Source organism: Citrobacter sp. On2M, from assembly GCF_018035235.1.
In the GTDB taxonomy this organism is placed as follows: domain Bacteria; phylum Pseudomonadota; class Gammaproteobacteria; order Enterobacterales; family Enterobacteriaceae; genus Citrobacter; species Citrobacter meridianamericanus.
Map to the genome: position 1 here is coordinate 1,032,896 of NZ_WPCV01000004.1, position 17,602 is coordinate 1,050,497.

A 17,602-nucleotide genomic window follows, 5' to 3' on the forward strand; every position below is an offset into this window, starting at 1 on the left:
TTTAATCGTCCACAAATATGTTAACTAATCAATGAAAGCTATGTGTTGACGGTAAAATGAAGTTTATAACTCATTGTACATTTTCATATTCACTTGCCAGCTATTAAAGTACTCTTAATGACACTCTCCATAGAGTGTGGTCCTACATCTAAAATGGCTAACGAATGATTCCCCTATTTTGGAGCGCCTGTTATCGATGGCAAGGGACTTACCCGGTTCAGGCAGGTTATGGCTGCAAACGGCATCTGCGGTTGTTCATCATTTTTAGTATTGTGGTTAGTCGGACTATAGCTATTCCTGCAGAGTGTCGTCATTCCTGCTATTCACCTTTCTTCTGCCCAACTTCATTCTGTGATGTGTTTTACTTTTAATCGGAAGCATGACGTGAACTCTACGAGAGCCATAGTGGTCCTGATCGCCTGATACGCATGTGTAGCGCACTGTCGTCCGCTGCCACTAAAATTAACGAATAGAGCTACAGCTGACCTGTAGTGCAAAAAAGACCAGCCTCTCGTATGCCGGAATTCTTTATCTGAATGGATCAGGATATCGGGTCAGGGACAAAGGCCTCATGCAAGTCTAGCCAATCCTGACAACGCTACCGCCCTCAGAGAGAGAAGTTCTGATTAGGTTTTGGTGTATCTAAATGTTACTAAAATTCATAAATTATTCAAGAAGACAATCAGATACCACCTAAATCTTGATTTGCCGGGTTATGCGATTAAGTTAGGAAATTCTGAATCTAAGTAAGTTGCCAAGAAATGCACATTAGACGCTCATTTCCTACTAGTTTATGAAGTTATCTTGAGGTAGACTCAACAATATATTGAGAATATACATTGAAATCATGTGGATAGTTAACTTTTGGTTTATGAACTAAATTCTCTTACAACATAAGTTAAATAACCTACAATATTGACCATTTGGTGGACAGACCCCTCCCCGGTACACAAATTCTGTCCTCACAACGAGGCCTGTTCAAAGGCCTCTGGCCTGACGCCGCCGAGATGAATGTGGCGCCTGGCCCGGTTATTTGTGCTCTTTCCCTCCGGATTTGACAACCCTTAAGTCAATTTAATAAGCGACAGTCCAATATCACGGGTTAAAGCTACAGAAAGTTCAATGCAAATTAATAACACGGAATATGCGCTTCCAGCATTAAACTCTGCGCCATTCTGATGCTGGCCGAAGTTGCCAAACTCATGTGTTGCATCCATAAGGACACATGTTTCTTTTGTGATATATTTGGCACACGCCCTGCTTTTCTCTGTGCCCGTCATCAGCCTGAGCAACATAACTCGCCGGCCCCCCTGAGGAAATCCATTTTTAAATTTATCGATGTCGTACTCATTGTTAGATTCCCATACCTGTATCCATCTGGCAGGAATCTGTCTGTCAGGAATTTCCACCGACCAGATGAGGTCAAAAACACAATCCACTATTCCTCTAACATTCGTCAAAAACATCTTTGGCTCTACAGGCAAATCATTCAATGCGCGGACAAGATAACGTTTGAGTGAAGTATCTATACCTGAGATTTGATCAATACGACGTTCGAGTACCGTTTTAAAATGCAGCATCCAGCTATCCTGAGAGCTGAACAACCGATTCATAGCGTTCCCTTCGTCAGGCTGCTGAGTAAGGTAACGTTCAAGTAGGCGGCATGGCCTCTGTATTTTTCTGGTTGCTACCTGGATAAAACCCCGTTCATGTAATCGCTCATAATCATGCAGTGCCGCTTCTACTTGTGGAATGGTTCCCTTCTCCAGCACCAGGCGGAACAGATCCTGTGATGTCACTGGACAATCACTCCACAGAACATCCAGTTGATCCCTGATGGCGTAAAATACAGCCTGAGCAGCAGCAATCGTCATGTCCGGGCTTATCATTTTACTGGTTGTATCCTGGCTAACATGATTCAGGATCGGTAGCATAAGCACTGGGAAACCATTACTTTCATTCCAGAGCTCTGTCAACGCCCCACGCTGAAATTCTTTATCAGGCATTCTTTGCTGTAGGCAGGACAAATCATGTTCATCAAAGCAGCCTACATGTACCGGAGTGGGGTCGAAAATATTCCAGAAATCACTGGTCTGTGCTTCAGGGTGTCGGATAAGCTCACGAAGCCTCAATCGGCTGGCGACAACCAGACGGAGTGCCGGACTTAATGCAAGTTCACGCAATTGATCCCATAAATTCCGGGTAAGTTGACCATTTCCGAGAGGCTTATCGAATCCATCCATAATAAGAAGAATGCTCCTCCCCTCAATCCTGATAAGCTCAAGTACCTCAGCAATATCCTGATAGGCATTGTCTTTAATATTTTTTAAATGTTCAGCATAATCGGGATATTTTTCATCTAGTGCTGATGACAGCTTTTGAGCCAGCATAAGCATAAAGCTATCATCTGTTGCCGGTGTTCGATGACCAAGATCCCATAAAGAAACCGCACTATAACGGCTATCGGGAAGGCGCATTCGTGCAGCCAGTTCATGTAAAATTACCGTTTTTCCGGCGTAACGAGGCCCCGTCATTTGTATATGGTCAGGAAGCGCTTTTGTGAGCGAAGCAATCATTTTTTTTATAATGGCCTGTCTTCCCATCATCGGGGGAACGGAGGTGCCAAGTACAGGGAAAGGGAACTCAGACATTTTCTTCCTCAGATTCAGTTCTGGCCTGACTTACAATCACATCCGCATCCTGATGTTGTTCTATCCAGTCAGCCATTAGTGGTATCGTTAATGCGTATTCGCTGTCATAGAGATCACCTGAAAACTCAATCAGCTCCAGCTCGCGCAAATAAGTTAAATCTATATCCAGCGCTTCATCAGTAATCTCAATACCGGACTGAATCAACAGTTCCTGTAAGGATGTAAAATTCAGGTGTTCTCTATGTTTAACAGCCTGTGCACAGCGCAAGAGTATTAAGTGCCTTCGGTGTCTGCCAGTTATAGGCCCCTGGCTGGAGTAATCCCACAGGCTGGCAAAATGCTCATTATCCCTGACCAGTTCACGGGCAGCCTCATCCACAACTGTTACACCAACTGAACGGCTTCGCATTTGTACTGCAAAATCGAAAATTCGGTTACACAAACATTGCATCAGATAAGGATGGCGGGCTGTTAATTCCAGAAGCCGTTCAATAGCTCCCCTGGAAAAAGCCAGTCGTCCTTGAACAGGCTCTGTTACAACTTTACGGGCGCTTTCAACATCCAACGCAGTAACAGGAATACTGGTGCCCAGCCCATAAAGAGCAGACCAGTACTCTTCACGTAACCTTTTCAGTCTGCGACTCCCGGTCAGAATGGCCGAGAAACGGGCATATGTCTGGATAAGAAAACGTATATTTTCAGGAACCTGTGGTGATGTTACCCCATTATCAATCCCCTCCTGTAACTTATCAAACTCATCTAGCATAAGGAGGAGCCCCATATTTTCTAGGACAGGAGCTGTGAGAATGAGCTCAAGATAATCGCGAAAATCAGAAAAAGAGGAATCATTTCTAATCCCCGCAACGCATGCAGCACTAATAATTCTGGCCCTTCCCAGCACAGGTGCGTTTGACAGAATGAGCCCCCCGTCCGGTAGCGGAACATCTACAGCCATTTTATTAAGTGAAGATGCAATACTGTGTGCTATGCACCTGAAAACCTCCACTGTTGGAACCCCGGTTTTTTGGGCATCACCATTCCCCCCCTGTAGACTGCAGTATACCGCCAGCCAGCCTGGAATGGCTTTTAAGCCTTCAAGATGCTTAAGAATGGATGTTTTTCCGGCCCGTCGGTTTCCCTCCAGAAGTACAACATTTCCCTGAGTGGCAACCTGACGGCACACTTTATCAATCAATTCCTCACGGCCATAAAACACACTATGTCCGTGAGCGGGCTCCAGAGGACTCCCTGTCACATAGGGGCTCCCGCCGAGTTCAGACTCAAAAGCCCTGGTGCGATGGGCGGAGTCAGATACAGGTAAAACCAGTTCCTTTTCACCTTTCAGGTTCATACCGGATAATGATACTGCGTGCCATGTGATCCGCCAGGACAATATGCCTTCACGTTTTGGAGTATCTCCATGCATGGGAAGAACAAATGGTTGTTTTTCTGTTAACCATGGGATTGCTAATCCTCCCCAGTCAGGTTCTGTCCTGATCACAACATTGCGTAAAGGCAATACTCCCCGATTCTGAAGTTCAACTGAAAACTCTTCGAAACTGCCGGTATTCAGGTATTCTGGATGAGTGACCAACTGGATACAGTCTTTATCAACCATGTCACTGATCGCCGCTCTTAGCCAGATACGCATGCGCTCACTAATCATTCGGGCTCTGGATTCATGAGGGAAATGCCCTGTAGCACTGTCCATTACCTGTTTAAAAGAACGTTCGGCATCCATCAGGACTGTCATTAACCCGGCTCCGGGGGGGATTTTACTCACTCCTGCCAGTGAGTCCAGGCTGCGAATCATCAAGGGTAGCCAGCGAACAGTCGTTCCTCGTTCATGTAATTCTGAAAGTGCACCTCCAACAACCAGCGTCTCCATACGATTTAGAGAAGGCGTGTCATCAATACCCACAATATACTTTGGCAATCGTCCCTCTGTGTCAGACAGCCATTGAGTGAGCTGTTCCGATGAACTGTTGCCTGCCATGTGCAAAATAAAGGCCTGCGCACTGGTTCCAAAATCATGGAACTGTGCAGCCGCGTGATTTTGTAGTTCATGAGGCAGAACAGGGATCGGCAACATTTTGAGGGCTTCCCTGTGTATATGCTGAATCGCAGTACCACGGGAACGGGATAACAACCACGTCTGACATACCGGACTGTGCAGATATGCCAAGAGATATCCGGGTTCAATTTTACCGGAATTTACGCGCAGAACATAAAATCCGTGTGACGCAACAGAACCTGCTGAGGCACCATCAACCATTGCGGCTTTTCCAATCGTACCTGAACGGGAAAAAAGGATATCACCTTCCCTGAGCCTTTCATCAGCACTCAAACTGGACGCTGAGATCCAACTTGAGGGGCGGGTAATTTTACCCTGGAATAAATTTTTTATTCGTATATATCCAACAGCATCAGTTTTATTTAAGGGACTGTCGAATAGCTCAGTTGATTTATGTACACGCCCCGGGAAGACTTCAGAAATTGAAACAAGTGAGGCTATTTTACTCGTTTCGTCCAGTGTATCGTTAAAAAACTGATACAGTTCTTTATCGTTTCGCCTCCGGGGGGTCAGATCCCAGCCCGTAAGCGAAAGTTCATCAACAGTAACATCCCACGCAAAGTCCTCAAGACTGCTGAAAATACGCTCCGATGGGGAACTGATGTCAAAGAAGCTGTAAGTGCCATCCTGTATAATGTCATAAGTCCGACGAACGTCTCTGTCTGTACTCGCATTTACCAGAATGTCGGTATTTGCCTGTGTTATGGATAAGGTCTTACTACCTGGTGAGCGCTCAAATAAAAGGCTGGCATCAACCATTCTGATTGACTCTGTACGTTTTACCCTATTCTTCCTGAGTATCAACAGGTTGCCACGAAGAGTTGAATGGCGGAAAAGGGTTCCGGCAGGAAGAGCAACAACAGCCTCAACAGCACCTTCCTTAAGCAAATATTGTCGGAGTTCTCTGTCTGCGCCTCCCCGAAACAAAAAGCCATCCGGGACAACAATAGCTGCGCGTCCCTCTGTTTTCAGGCTGGAAAATACGTGCTGTATAAACTGACCTGTACTGTCCGTATCAGGAAACAGAAATTCATTTTTTGACGCTTCTGATGATATGTATTTTGCGCCAGTCACTGGCGTGGTCATAACAACATCATACTTATCACGGGAAGTATGAGTACCTTCTGAAGGAAGCTTAGTCATTAAATGGATGTTTGTGGCACCGGCTAATATCAGTCTGGTGATACCATACAAAAATACATCAGCACGAGCTTCACATCCGATAAAAGAGGTCCCGCCATCACTTATTCCTGTACCGGGTCTGCTTCGTCGAACTTTTTCGAATGCGGAAAGCAAAAATCCCCCCGAACCGGAACAGGGGTCATAAACTTTTTCGCCCGCTTCAGGCGACATAATTTCAGTTACCAGATAAGTGGTGACATCCGGAGCTGTAAAATACCCTGCCCTCATGTCTTCGGTTTCATCAAGTACTGTTTCAAACATCGTGCTCAGCATCTGCCTTTCATCCGGCATTCCACGGGCATATGATGCTATCCAGTTAACAGTTGCAGTAAACTGAGCCAGATGTGTTTCATGTAACTTCTGCACTATTTCATTTAGCGCATTCAGGACAGGGATCTCTTGCCTGTCATGCCGCGCCAGATAAGCGACGAGCGAACTAACAAACGCCGTAAGATCTGTTAAAGTTATGGGATGAGGCCAGTTCTGGAAACGCAGATAAGAAGGTAATAACGGATGATAATCCTTTTCCTCAAAGAGAGCGACAGCCTCTCCCTCGGCATCGTGTATATCAATCCACCTCAGCAATAAAAATGCAGAGAAAAAATCACGAACAAACGTCCTGAATATCACTTCTGGCATACCGGCGGTCAATGCTTTCATGGACATGATGCATTGCATGGTTTCTTCACTAACTCTTTTTTTATCTTTTATGCCGGATTCAGTATTCATAATTCCTCATGAAATATAAATAACCACACTTAATAAACACGTTCAAATATCAGTGCAGCTAGCTGGTATACAGTAGCTCTTTTATTTTTTCAAAATCTTCCCTGAGTCTTGCTGCCCCACCATAGCGCCTGGCCATTTCCGGAAAACTGCCAAACTGTTGAGTAAAGGGAGGAGTCATATAAATCTGAGCATTCTCAAGGTCATCGATCCCAAACAGACAATAGTGATCAAGCGCAGTTTGCCAGACCTGAAGTTTTATACTGGCTGTACTACCTTCATTTTCCAGCCAGGACATCCCTTTGTCCCAAAGTGATTCAACCCGTTCAACACGATCTGGTACCCAGTCGAGCTGGAAACCTACTTTTGCATAAATATCTACATCATCAACATCAGGCAGATTAAGTATTACCCTTAAAACTTCCGCAGAAATATTATTTAATCTGAGATCCTCCCGAAGGTATTGACGTTGAACTCTGTTGACCCATTGAGCATATAATGTCCCTTTGTTGTTCTGACAAAGACTCAGGATCCCTCTCCGGCAATCATTAACATAAATATCTGAAGGGAGCTTTTGGCCGTCCGGTAAGTGAACATGCCCTTTTCCATCCAGATCCGTTTCCACTGAGAATCCCGCCCCAACAGACAAAAATGAACGAAAGTGCCTTTCATCGGTCTGAAGTGTCCAGTTCTCACCACTTTCCAGCGCAGTGCCACGCTCATCAAGCCTGTGGACACCAGTGTAATCATATATTGTGTAAAAACGTTTATCAGATGCAATGCTGAGATGCGCACCACATGCTTTCATCTTTTGATAAAGCGTTTCGCTATGAACAGGTCGCATGAACACAAGATTTCTGACATCAGGAACAGGCGGACCCGACGTCAGAAAGTCAACAGTAACAGCAGCTCTGGGAGAATGTGAGTCAGCCACGATGAACTTTTGCACCAGTTGATTTCTATTTTCATCATACCCGGTTATGCGTACAGCATATCCGGGATCTCCGGACAAATGCCCGAGTTCCCTCACCATAAACTCAGCCTGAGTACTGTCAGCACAGAATATGATTGTTTTTTCGTTCGTTCGGCCTTCCTGACTTAATAAAGTCCAGAAATCATCAGCAATAATTCGGATGTAGTCAGGCGAACGAACATTATAAGATTGTTGATTAGTGAACGGGTTATTGGAGGAGTGGCCATAAACTGTATCCAGATGCCTTATTACCATTCGGTATGGAGCAAGGAATCCCTCATCTATAGCCTGCATACCACCGTAAATAAATACGGGATTTCCAAACCATTCCGCCTGCGTAGTACTGGCACCACTCTCAGCCAAACTACGCATATAAGATCCCGAGAATGAACTGACGCCAAGCTGCATGGCATTCGCAAAATGCTTAAGCACCGGGAGACCACGGCTAAATCCAGGCCCTGTACTGTCATCAATGATAATCAATCCAAAAGTGTCAGGCGGGAGATCTCTGAAATATTCTCTTCCTTCATACTGATTTACTAGCATCTGCACCGTTGCAAGGTGAACAGCTTCCTCATCTGCTGAAATCATCATTTCCCGGTTAAGTACAACAGAATTTATATCCGGAAACTGTTCAAAAATAAACCGTAATTCTTCCAGTCGGGCTGCTCTATCTGTAATGAAAAGAACTCTGTTGGCAGAAATTACCTTGCCAATTAACATTTTTCTGACCAGGTGGAGAATCACCTGGGTCTTACCTGTACCAGTGGCCATAATGATACCCGCACGTCTGTGCCCCAGAGCGAAGTGCTGAAGTACCTTGTTAACCGCAATTTCCTGATAGGGTCGCATCTGTCGAACTAAAGGATAATCAGCTTGGAAAACTTGATCCCAGCGTTCCTGATTCAGGGGAAACTCCATACGCCTCAGTAATGTTTCAGGTTCAGGAGGTGAAGTCAGGATTTCCAGCCCTCCCGTTTCGTTGTCTTTTAACACCCAGTCAATACCGTTAGTTGCAACAGAATATCGAAGCGAGAGCCTGCTCGCATATCTTGATGCCTGTTGTATACCGTCTGCAGCACTTTTTACTTTATTTTTAACATTGACAACAGCCAGAGGTATTCCTTGAAATCTCAGCAGATAATCTACGGTAATGGCACGCATATCATCATAGGCAGTGGAGCCAGAGATGCTGATTTGCCCTGGAGCAATCTGCACCTTTGCCTGCCATGCCCAGCCAGCAGTAGTGAGTGCATCTTCAATATTGCCATTCCTGAGCAAATGCTCGTTACGCGTCATAATCAGCCCTTTCGCACATCTCTCATCGATTCTTTGCCTTATATTAACATCAATGTTTATACCTTAAACAGGCGTTACTAATCAGATTTCGAGCCACCGACAAAGATATGGGTACAGCCACAGTTTTACGGCATTGCCCACCAATTCCGGGGATTCACCAACAGTGCAGAAGGATGCTGTCCCCTGCAGGAATAGAACAAAAAACCCAAATAGCGAGCATACAGGATGGGCGGTATCAGTACACCAAACTAAAACAGTAAGCAGAAGGGCCGCTCAGAGCTGTGAATTCAACGAGTCGAGGCAACGCAGTCATGAATGAACTCACGGCGCAGAGTGGACTCCCAGCATTCATTCTCTTCGAATATTAAAACAGTCTAAAAAGCGGTTATGTGGGATTGGTTCATGAAGTAAATTTTTAATGAAATGACTATTGGTTAATACAAATTACGGCAAAATCAATGCATTATAAAAGCTAGCGCCTGTGAACTAGATTTTAGCTCGACATAAGTTAAATTGAATTTATACCGCATAGGCTTCTAACCCCATGGACCTGTCCACTCTTCGCCCCGTCTGATTTCTCTGTCTATAACCAATCATGAACAAGGTTCGGTCTCCTGCAGTTGAGATGCTTTGAGCAAAGCACTCTGTATGCAAACGCTATACAGAGTGCAATCTCAGTGGTTTAACGCTGACAAAATACCGACGGCGAACGGCTGGTATAGAACTGCCATGTACTGCTATTGAGTCGCAATATGCTGAAATAAAATGGCTCTTTGGGTTTAAGGAAAAAATCTGGCAACGTTCTCGCTAACAATGGATGAATGTTAGTGCCACCGGAACTTGAAGCGACATTTCCGGATTCCATAAAGTAATCATCATCCTTGCGGGTAAAGGTAAACCAGACATTTTGATTTACCGCCAGGTTTTCACCGTTATTATCAGTGATTTTTCCGCGTAAAATAGCCACCCCATTGCTGCCATTAAAAACGTATCTGACTGAAATATCACCACGAATATCTGGATACTTCATTACTAATTCTCCAGAGCAATCGAAATGCGACCGCTGCCAGTTTTGTAACGTCACCGTGGCTGCAATTGTTAACGCTACTGCTAAGATGATGCCTACGCACCATTTTATATTACGTCCCCACATGTCTGGACTCCGCGAAATAATAATGGGTCACACAATCATTATCCCGCCAGCGACTAAATTGCTTTCGACAAGTTAATGCGGAGATCCGCGGGAAATTGGGATACAGCGTGAGATAAACCCAGGGATAGCTTTGACAATCCAGCGTACTTGTTTTGATAAACTGCTGGTGCTGATCAAATTTAAGCACATCCTGATTGGCGTACCAGTGACATCCCTCCCCTACGCTTAATGGCACATAACGACTGAGTCTGGGATCAAACTGTGCCTCCCAGGTCACTATTGCGGCTAAAACGCAGCACACCACACTCGCCAAAATCCAGCACAGTGTGCGCATACGCAGTGATTTTGTCACTGTGTTTACCGACGTTACCGATGGCGTGACGGGGTGATCGCTGAGCGGCTCTTCTATCTTCTGTTCCAGCACTTCCAGTTGCGGCTCCAGACGGATCCCGACTTTCGGCACGGTTACGATAAGTTCTTCATTCAGGCTAAGTTCTTTAAAAGCGCGACGTAACAAGGAGATATTCTGATAGAACGTATTATTGGTGACCTGCGCACCGTTAATATACCAGACATGCTCAAAAAAATAATCACGGCCAATAACTTGACCCTGTTGTTGAATTAATAATAGTAAACAACGGGTTGCCGGATTGCTTAATGTTATACGTTTGGTCTCATCTGATTTCGCGTAGAGTACGTTCCGCTCTGGCCAGAATACAACGGTACTGTTAAGCAAAAACACGTGTGCCATTATGTTCCCTGAATATGGATTTTTGTCATTTTAGCTGGTGCGAGCACTGCCAGCGTTAATTTACGACAGTTGAAAATCCCCAACGATTTCCTTCATCGTTAATCACAGTGAAGTTTATCTTATTATTCAGCATTTCAGGAGGCGCGGATTTAAAAATTACCTGCCGGGAACGTGGTGAAACCACTATTCCAGTTATGGAATAGTCTCCTGAAGATACATTAGCCAGAGTTATGTTCCAGGAACTCTGATTAACAGCATAAATTTCCCCACTTTCATGGTGAAAACTCAGAAGATTGATGCTTTTTTCAGTCAACACGCCTGTGTTTTTCGGTCTCCATAGGACTTTTAGCTGATTTCTTAACGTTAAGCGCACTTTTTCACCAGTTGAGCTACTTTTCACCTCCGCTGGAACCTGGTACACGTTGAGCCAGAATAATGATTCGCGATCGTTGGCAAGCCCCGCACCGGACGTCATAACCTTTATCTCGCGTTGTTCGCCGGGGAGAATTTTTAGCACCGGGGGAAGCACGATAAAAGGCGAACTGGCCTGTGATGGCCCTTTCTCTGGGGTGCCGTCATCTACCCAACTTTGAACCACCACGGGATATTTACCGTCGTTGACTAACATCACCGAGCGTTGAGTTTCTCCGTGGTTGAAAATGACCCGAGTAGTACTGATGTTAACCGCCGCATGTAGGCCAAATGCCAGCATCCAGAGGCTACTGAATACGCAATAAAACTTGTACATGTGACTGGTAGCTCCCCGCCGTTAACGTATCCGCGCCAAAACTTGCCAGACGAGCTTCGAAGCTTTCGCTGTAGTAATTGATGCCATCCTGGCTGCCATTTTGCTGCGTATTGCTGCCAATGACTGGCATCCAGCCGCCTTCGCTACCGCTACCGACAGTCGACACCGCCATAAAATTCACCGGATTACCCGCACGGTAAACACGCACGCCAACGCCGCGAGCCCGCCCGGGAGCGCCATATTGCGTATCCAATAGCCAGGTTACTGTTTTACCGGTAATCAAATTAAAACCCCATGCGCTGTTGACGCTGCTTTCCGGCGCAAGCAGCCCCATTGCGACATTGCTCTTCCCGGTCGCCACACCGGAAACCACCGTTGATTCGCAGGCAAATCCTATCTGGAAGGGGGCTGAGGAATATTCCCCTTGCTTAAGCTGAGCCACGGAAATTGGCGGCAGATGCACTACCGGCGTAAAATCAGTGACCTGACACATTGCTGCACGTTTGACGAAGATCCCGTTGTTGTACAGGCTGATCACTGATGGCCAGTCATTCGCCCAGCCAGCCCAATTTCCACCACGGTGCGGCTGACCTATCTTGATACCCCACGAAGTTGTACCTGGCCCACGAAAAACCACGTAAGCATTGGGATTCACATAGCTATTATAAGTAGCAGACTGTGCCTGGTTGGCGTAATAGCGTGTATCCAGCGTTTTAATCAACTCGGCACTTATCGTCGAGAAGTTCTTGGCCTTAATCAGGAAGTTGCCATTGGTGTCAAGATCCAGGTTCTCCAGTGGGCGTTGCTGCCAACTGTCGGTAAAGACGCTACCTGTCGCGTCATGCGTCAAGCGTAATGCGACGTTTTTCATTATGGTCAGATACGCGCCAGGTACATCCGTTGCTTCATACCAGCCAGCCACGATGTCATCGCCGTTCGTTGACCAGGCTTCATAAAGTTGCCCGGCAGTGTCCGGTGTACAACGGAAAAATACCTGCTCAGGATCGTAACCACCGCCTTTATGGGCATATGTAGTAAAAGGGATCCCGCCGCTGGAAGTCAGTATCGTCCCTGCTGGCTGAAAGCTGCTATTACTGGTGATATCAACAGACTTACTCAATCCCGGCAATAATCCGTTCCAGGCATCGTTGCCGCCGCCGGAGCGCCAGTCATTGGCGATGCCGTCCGTACTTGCACTGAGTCTGTGGGTGCCTTGTGCACCACTACTCCCTGATTTGTATGGATAAATAATGTATTCACAGGCGGCCTGCGTTTGGCAAGAAAACAGCGCCAGCACCAGAAAAAATAGTCTCATGAGCGCCCTTTTATTACGCAATCCACCGTTAATGCAATTAATGGTTCTGTACGTTGTTGTGGGTTAAGTTTCCACGGCAACGAACAATCACTGCTTTCCAGCATCAATAGTCCCTCTTCGTCTTCAACGCGGGCATATACCTGATTAGCCTGGGCAACCATCCCCACTACCCGGCCTCGACTGTCGGTCACTGCCGCTCCCATCGGTAACGTCACGTCACTCTTCACAGTGATGAGTAACGGATAGCCAGAGAGCGTTGCAAAACGCAGTTTTACTGCGGCCCCTGCCATTGGCGCAATGCGGCGTTGACTCTCCTGAAGCTCTGCGTTGGTGTTCATTCCGCTACCGTCGAGAGTCACGTTGTTATAGCGATAAGGTGTCAACGAGGGGACCAGCGCATAACCCCCACTGTTCACGGTTGCACCCTGTCCACCCCCTACTCTGGCTCCCGCAGCGCCTGGCGCTTCTACCAGAGCAAATGTGTCGCCAACCCACGGGCCGGCAACGATGCCATGGCGATGTACAACGAGTGCCCCGCGAACACCAGCAGCCCATTGTTGATAGTTTTGTGACTGTGAAACGCTGCCGTTTAGCGTGCCGAAAGCAGTATTTTTTTGCAGCGAACCACTCCAGTCGGTCACGCTGTTCGATTCCTCTTGCCCTTGTTGCCAGCCCGTGGACAGCGCGTAATTGAGGGTTTCATCCTGATCAAGCGCACCAGACAATGCCAACTGTGCATTGCGCCCTGCATGTTGAGCCTGACTCGCCGACAGCGCCAGCGTATGCTCACGTTCGCCTATACCGAAAGGCATTGAGACGGTAATCGTTGCCATGTTTTCTTTTTGCACTTGTGACCGATCGCCGTTACGCCACCAGGTATCCTGTCTGCTGAATGACATACCTAACGTCATTCGTCCAAAGGTGGTGTTATAACCAGCCTGCAATTGTGTGCTGTTGCCACGGTCACTGTAGTAATCCATCATTGATCCCGACAGCCATAGGTTTCCGTAGCTGTTCAGTGTTTGGTTCACCGTAACGGAGAACTGGTTTTTTTGACGCAGTGTATCCGAGCGCCACTGCGCATTGCTCCCACTGACGCTTCGCTCACCCAGGACGTCACCGTAGTCACGATACCCTTCTGTGGAATAGCGATACCCCGCCAGCGCGACGTGAGTGCCTGTCGGGTTGAACGTTTTGCTCCAGTTGGTTTGCAACCGCCAGCCACTCATAGTTTGAGAAGAAATCCGGGCCCGCGAACCGGTAATATCGACACCAAAAGCGCCCATCGATGTAGCCAGAACGCCTCCCATCAGCAGTGCCTGATAGTCGTCGCCGATCCGCAAAGCGCCATTGGCGGTCAGGAGATTCGTCATCCCGCGCTCCAGCGTGAAATCGGTAAACAGACCATCGGCAGCGCTGTAATCCCGGGTCTTCCCTGCCACCAGACCGTAGCGCCAGACGCCGGGACGCAGTGATAAAGGTACGCTGGCATATGGCACGGTATAGCTACTCTTTTTGTTATCGGCGCCGGTGATTTCAACTTGTAAATCACCGTCCCAGGCTGTATTCGGCAAATCATCAAGTACAAAGGGGCCTTGTGGTACGCTGGTTTCGTAAAGCGTTCGACCATTCTGCTTGACCACAACGCGTGAAGGTGTCGATGCCGTGCCACGAATTTCTGGGGCGTAGCCGCGTCGCGACTGCGGCCACATCCGTTGATCGGTTTCCAGTTTGACACCTGTAAACGCCATACTGCCAAGCAGATTTCCCGAGGTGTAGCTTTCGCCTACCGTCAGTAAACTCTCCAGTGTTGCAACAGGATGTTGAAGCCAGGTTTGCAGCGCATCCCAGCGTTGGCTTTCACGATCGCCATCGCGCCGCCAGTTGGCAGATGACTGTTGGCGAAATTGCCAACTCCCCATATTGAAGCCGCTGCTCAGACCCAGCCAGCCGTAATCACTTTGCTGACCGTTATTTTTATTGTGATAAGCGTGCAGATTGTAGTTACTGAACAGCACACTCTCGCCACTTTGCCACTGCGACGGCGGTACATAATCCATTGGGGTACGTTTTAATGCGGCCTGAGGCACGCTGAGATTCAGACGCAACAGGCTCTGGTCAAAATCCCACCGTCCACCGCTGATCCGAGCTTCAGGGGCAAAGCATTCCTGCGCTTGTTCCGGTGCTGCTGTTACGCCCTGTTCATCCCAAAATTTAGCCGGAAGACAAGGTTCGGTACGCCCTGCGGTATTCTGGCGAAACAATACATCATCCCGCCCTACATATTGTCCATTGAGCCAGATATCCACGCTATAACGTCCCGCAACCACGGCATCCGGATCGTTGAGCATTGCCAGGCCTTTCTCGTAGCCACTTCCAAGCAACAATGTTTCATCAAAGGTGTAATCGCTGGCAAAAACAGGCATCGCAATGGGCAAAAACAGCCACCACCAACGTGGATTAGTCTCGGACATTGTCCTGCTTCTCCAGCGCCACACGCCCGCTTAATGAGGCTCCTTGATCGTTAATCCAGCGCATTTGCGCGTCGTTCAATTGCGAAATTTTTGCAGGCCATGACATCGTCGTCCACGGTGCGATCGTTTCGCTCTGAATGCGCTGTTTTTTTCCCGTGCCGCTGACGTCAAGTGACGAAAGTGCGAGATAGTAACCACTGTTATTGCGGAAATGCAGCTTGCCATTCTGCAGCCAGACCCGGCTGGTGTTCGCCATCTCCAGCGGTGAACCCACCAGCCCTTTCGGTCTGACCAATACTTTTACGCGGCTACGCACCAGCACCAGAAGCTGGTTATCGGTTTGCGCGTCCTTATTTGTGGGCGGGATCTGAATGAAGTTAAACCACCACAATGATTCCCTGTCCTGTGCGACGGGTTTACCGATGTAACGCAACCGCACAGTTTGCCCCGCGTGGGCCGCCATCCGAAAGACCGGTGGTGTGGTGACAAAAGGAGCGGCCGCAGTTTGTGGTACTGATTGTGCATCGCCATCATCAAGCCAAACCTGAACAACGCCGGGGACGTCGCCGCGATTAGTTAATTGCACGCTGACTTCCCGACTGTCTGCCGGATAGATTATCCGGTTGCCGGTCATCACTATGCTTGCCTGCGCGCAGAAGCACATCATCATTACTGCCAAACTAATAGCCAATCCTTTCATCACGCAGATCTCGCTTACAAATAGGAAATGGCGTATTGCACAGTGCCAACAACTGTCCCGGCGGTTGCCCCACCGTTCGGGCTATAATACTGCACGGCAAAGTCGTGCTCACCGGATGTATTTCCGGCCGCAACGGTAATTCCTGCAACCGGAGTTCCAGTACGTAAATCGATCGGCGTAGTACCCGCGCTATCGGTCAGCAGTTGTAATTCAACATTTTGCGCGGTACCTGTATTAGCCAGGTTACCGCGTTCGGTCATATTATTTGCAACGAAGACGGTTTTAATATCCAACGCGTTAGAATCAACTGTACAGCCGGTCACGCCGAGGGTGAATGTTGTCAGGCCTGCTGAAGATGCTGCTGACGCGAGATCGCTTTTCGCAACAGATGGCAGTAATACTACTGGCCGTGCATTTACACCGTTAACCGTGACTTCGCAAGTTTGTTCGGTCACTTCGCCTTTAAAGGTGATGGTATTTGCTGAATCAGCATACGCTATCTGCGCAAACAATAATGCAAGGCCACCAGCTGCAAATATATAACTGGCATGAGGAATATTGGTTTTCATATTGTCTATCCTTAATTAATAAATACACTGGCATCGTAATAAAATGATGCAATAACCCTTCTCCGCTTAGCGTGGAGTATTTATTCAGGGATGCAGCGACATCAGTAATGTCTTATGACACCGTAAGAGTAACCCTACGATGACGGCTAGTTTAAGAATAATCCCAGAAATTAAAACCTTTGTTTTCTCAAATCATATTAGGTCGATCTTAAATAAGATCTTAATTTCGATATTTTCATTCTAACTAATTGCTTTTATTGAGTTTTAATGATAATGATAATTTCCATAAGAAAAATTTTCTTAACCTGAATTAAATACAATAATAACGATATTCATCACAAATTAATGCAGCAACAGTCATCCAGATGACTGAGATGATGTTATATTTTTCTCATGAATTGAAGCTTCAATTAACATTGCCAAACTGAAATCCCCACAGAACGAATTAAAAATTAAAGCGGGAATGCCCGCCAGCGTGACGATCAAGACCGGTGAACGAACCTTGATGAGTTACCTGTTTAAACTGTTAATTGCCCGTCTGAAACTGGCCTTTAAAGAGTATTGAACCCTCCATTGCCGGTATGGCGTTCTGCTTGCGCGTCATACCGGTTTCTGCCATTGCTGGCAGCTTTGCTTTCTTGTAACCTTCTTTCCGTCGCACTACTGACAAAATCTGGAACCACTGAACTGGACTTCATATGAATGCTCATATTTCTAAAGACCCTTTACATGGCGTAACGCTTGAAATGCAGGTCAATGCACTGGTTGATCGTTACGGTTGGGCTGAGCTGGCACAACGCATTAACATCAACTGTTTTAAAAATGAACCGAGCGTTAAATCCAGTCTGAAGTTTCTGCGTCGTACGCCGTGGGCGCGGGCAGAAGTTGAAGCGCTGTACCTTGATTCTCTGGATGACCAGGCCTCAAATAACACCGTCGAACCGGCCATTGATCCCTGGGCTAACAGCCGCAACAAGAAGAAATAAG

General features: G+C 47.1%; 11 protein-coding genes. 1 reads left to right on the plus strand and 10 read right to left on the minus strand.

The genetic code is table 11. The annotated features are described in order from the left end of the window. Positions 1-1,064: 1,064 nt before the first annotated feature. The 10 genes from On2M_RS15300 to On2M_RS15345 all read right to left on the minus strand — a co-directional run bounded on the left by On2M_RS15300 (position 1,065) and on the right by On2M_RS15345 (position 16,615). A complete protein-coding gene (locus tag On2M_RS15300) occupies positions 1,065-2,651 on the minus strand; it encodes a hypothetical protein (protein WP_210905082.1) in 1,587 nt (528 codons plus the stop codon). Further along, complete coding sequence (locus On2M_RS15305; protein WP_210905083.1) at positions 2,644-6,636, minus strand: N-6 DNA methylase; 3,993 nt, start codon at positions 6,634-6,636, stop codon at positions 2,644-2,646. Before On2M_RS15305 ends, On2M_RS15300 begins: the two co-directional genes overlap by 8 nt. Positions 6,637-6,694: 58 nt before the next feature. Then, on the minus strand, positions 6,695-8,905 hold the full coding sequence (locus On2M_RS15310) for a DEAD/DEAH box helicase family protein (protein WP_210905084.1): 2,211 nt from the start codon (positions 8,903-8,905) through the stop codon (positions 6,695-6,697). Positions 8,906-9,587: 682 nt separating this feature from the next. Next, complete coding sequence (locus tag On2M_RS15315) at positions 9,588-10,058, minus strand: hypothetical protein (RefSeq protein WP_247604997.1); 471 nt, start codon at positions 10,056-10,058, stop codon at positions 9,588-9,590. After that, positions 10,045-10,809 (minus strand): winged helix-turn-helix domain-containing protein, encoded by a 765-nt coding sequence (locus On2M_RS15320; protein WP_210905085.1) that lies wholly within the window; start codon positions 10,807-10,809, stop codon positions 10,045-10,047. Before On2M_RS15320 ends, On2M_RS15315 begins: the two co-directional genes overlap by 14 nt. Positions 10,810-10,864: 55 nt before the next feature. Then, a complete protein-coding gene (locus On2M_RS15325; protein ID WP_210905086.1) occupies positions 10,865-11,521 on the minus strand; it encodes a molecular chaperone in 657 nt (218 codons plus the stop codon). A gap of 7 nt (positions 11,522-11,528) precedes the next feature. Further along, positions 11,529-12,872, minus strand: coding sequence for a fimbrial protein (locus tag On2M_RS15330; RefSeq protein WP_151219226.1), 1,344 nt, complete (start codon positions 12,870-12,872; stop codon positions 11,529-11,531). After that, positions 12,869-15,346 (minus strand): fimbria/pilus outer membrane usher protein, encoded by a 2,478-nt coding sequence (locus On2M_RS15335; RefSeq protein WP_210905087.1) that lies wholly within the window; start codon positions 15,344-15,346, stop codon positions 12,869-12,871. The genes On2M_RS15330 and On2M_RS15335 overlap by 4 nt, the downstream gene beginning before the upstream one ends. After that, positions 15,333-16,046 carry a molecular chaperone gene (locus On2M_RS15340; RefSeq protein ID WP_247604998.1) on the minus strand — a complete coding sequence of 238 codons (714 nt, stop codon included), beginning with the start codon at positions 16,044-16,046 and terminating at the stop codon, positions 15,333-15,335. The genes On2M_RS15335 and On2M_RS15340 overlap by 14 nt, the downstream gene beginning before the upstream one ends. A 14-nt stretch (positions 16,047-16,060) precedes the next feature. Next, the gene (locus On2M_RS15345; RefSeq protein WP_151219228.1) at positions 16,061-16,615 is read right to left on the minus strand and encodes a fimbrial protein; all 555 of its coding nucleotides are present in this window, start codon (positions 16,613-16,615) and stop codon (positions 16,061-16,063) included. Between the two features lie 698 nt (positions 16,616-17,313). Between On2M_RS15345 and On2M_RS15350 the strand changes: the two genes are divergently transcribed. Then, positions 17,314-17,601, plus strand: a complete 288-nt coding sequence (locus On2M_RS15350; protein ID WP_210905088.1) for a VF530 family protein — start codon at positions 17,314-17,316, stop codon at positions 17,599-17,601. The last annotated feature ends 1 nt before the right edge of the window (position 17,602 follow it).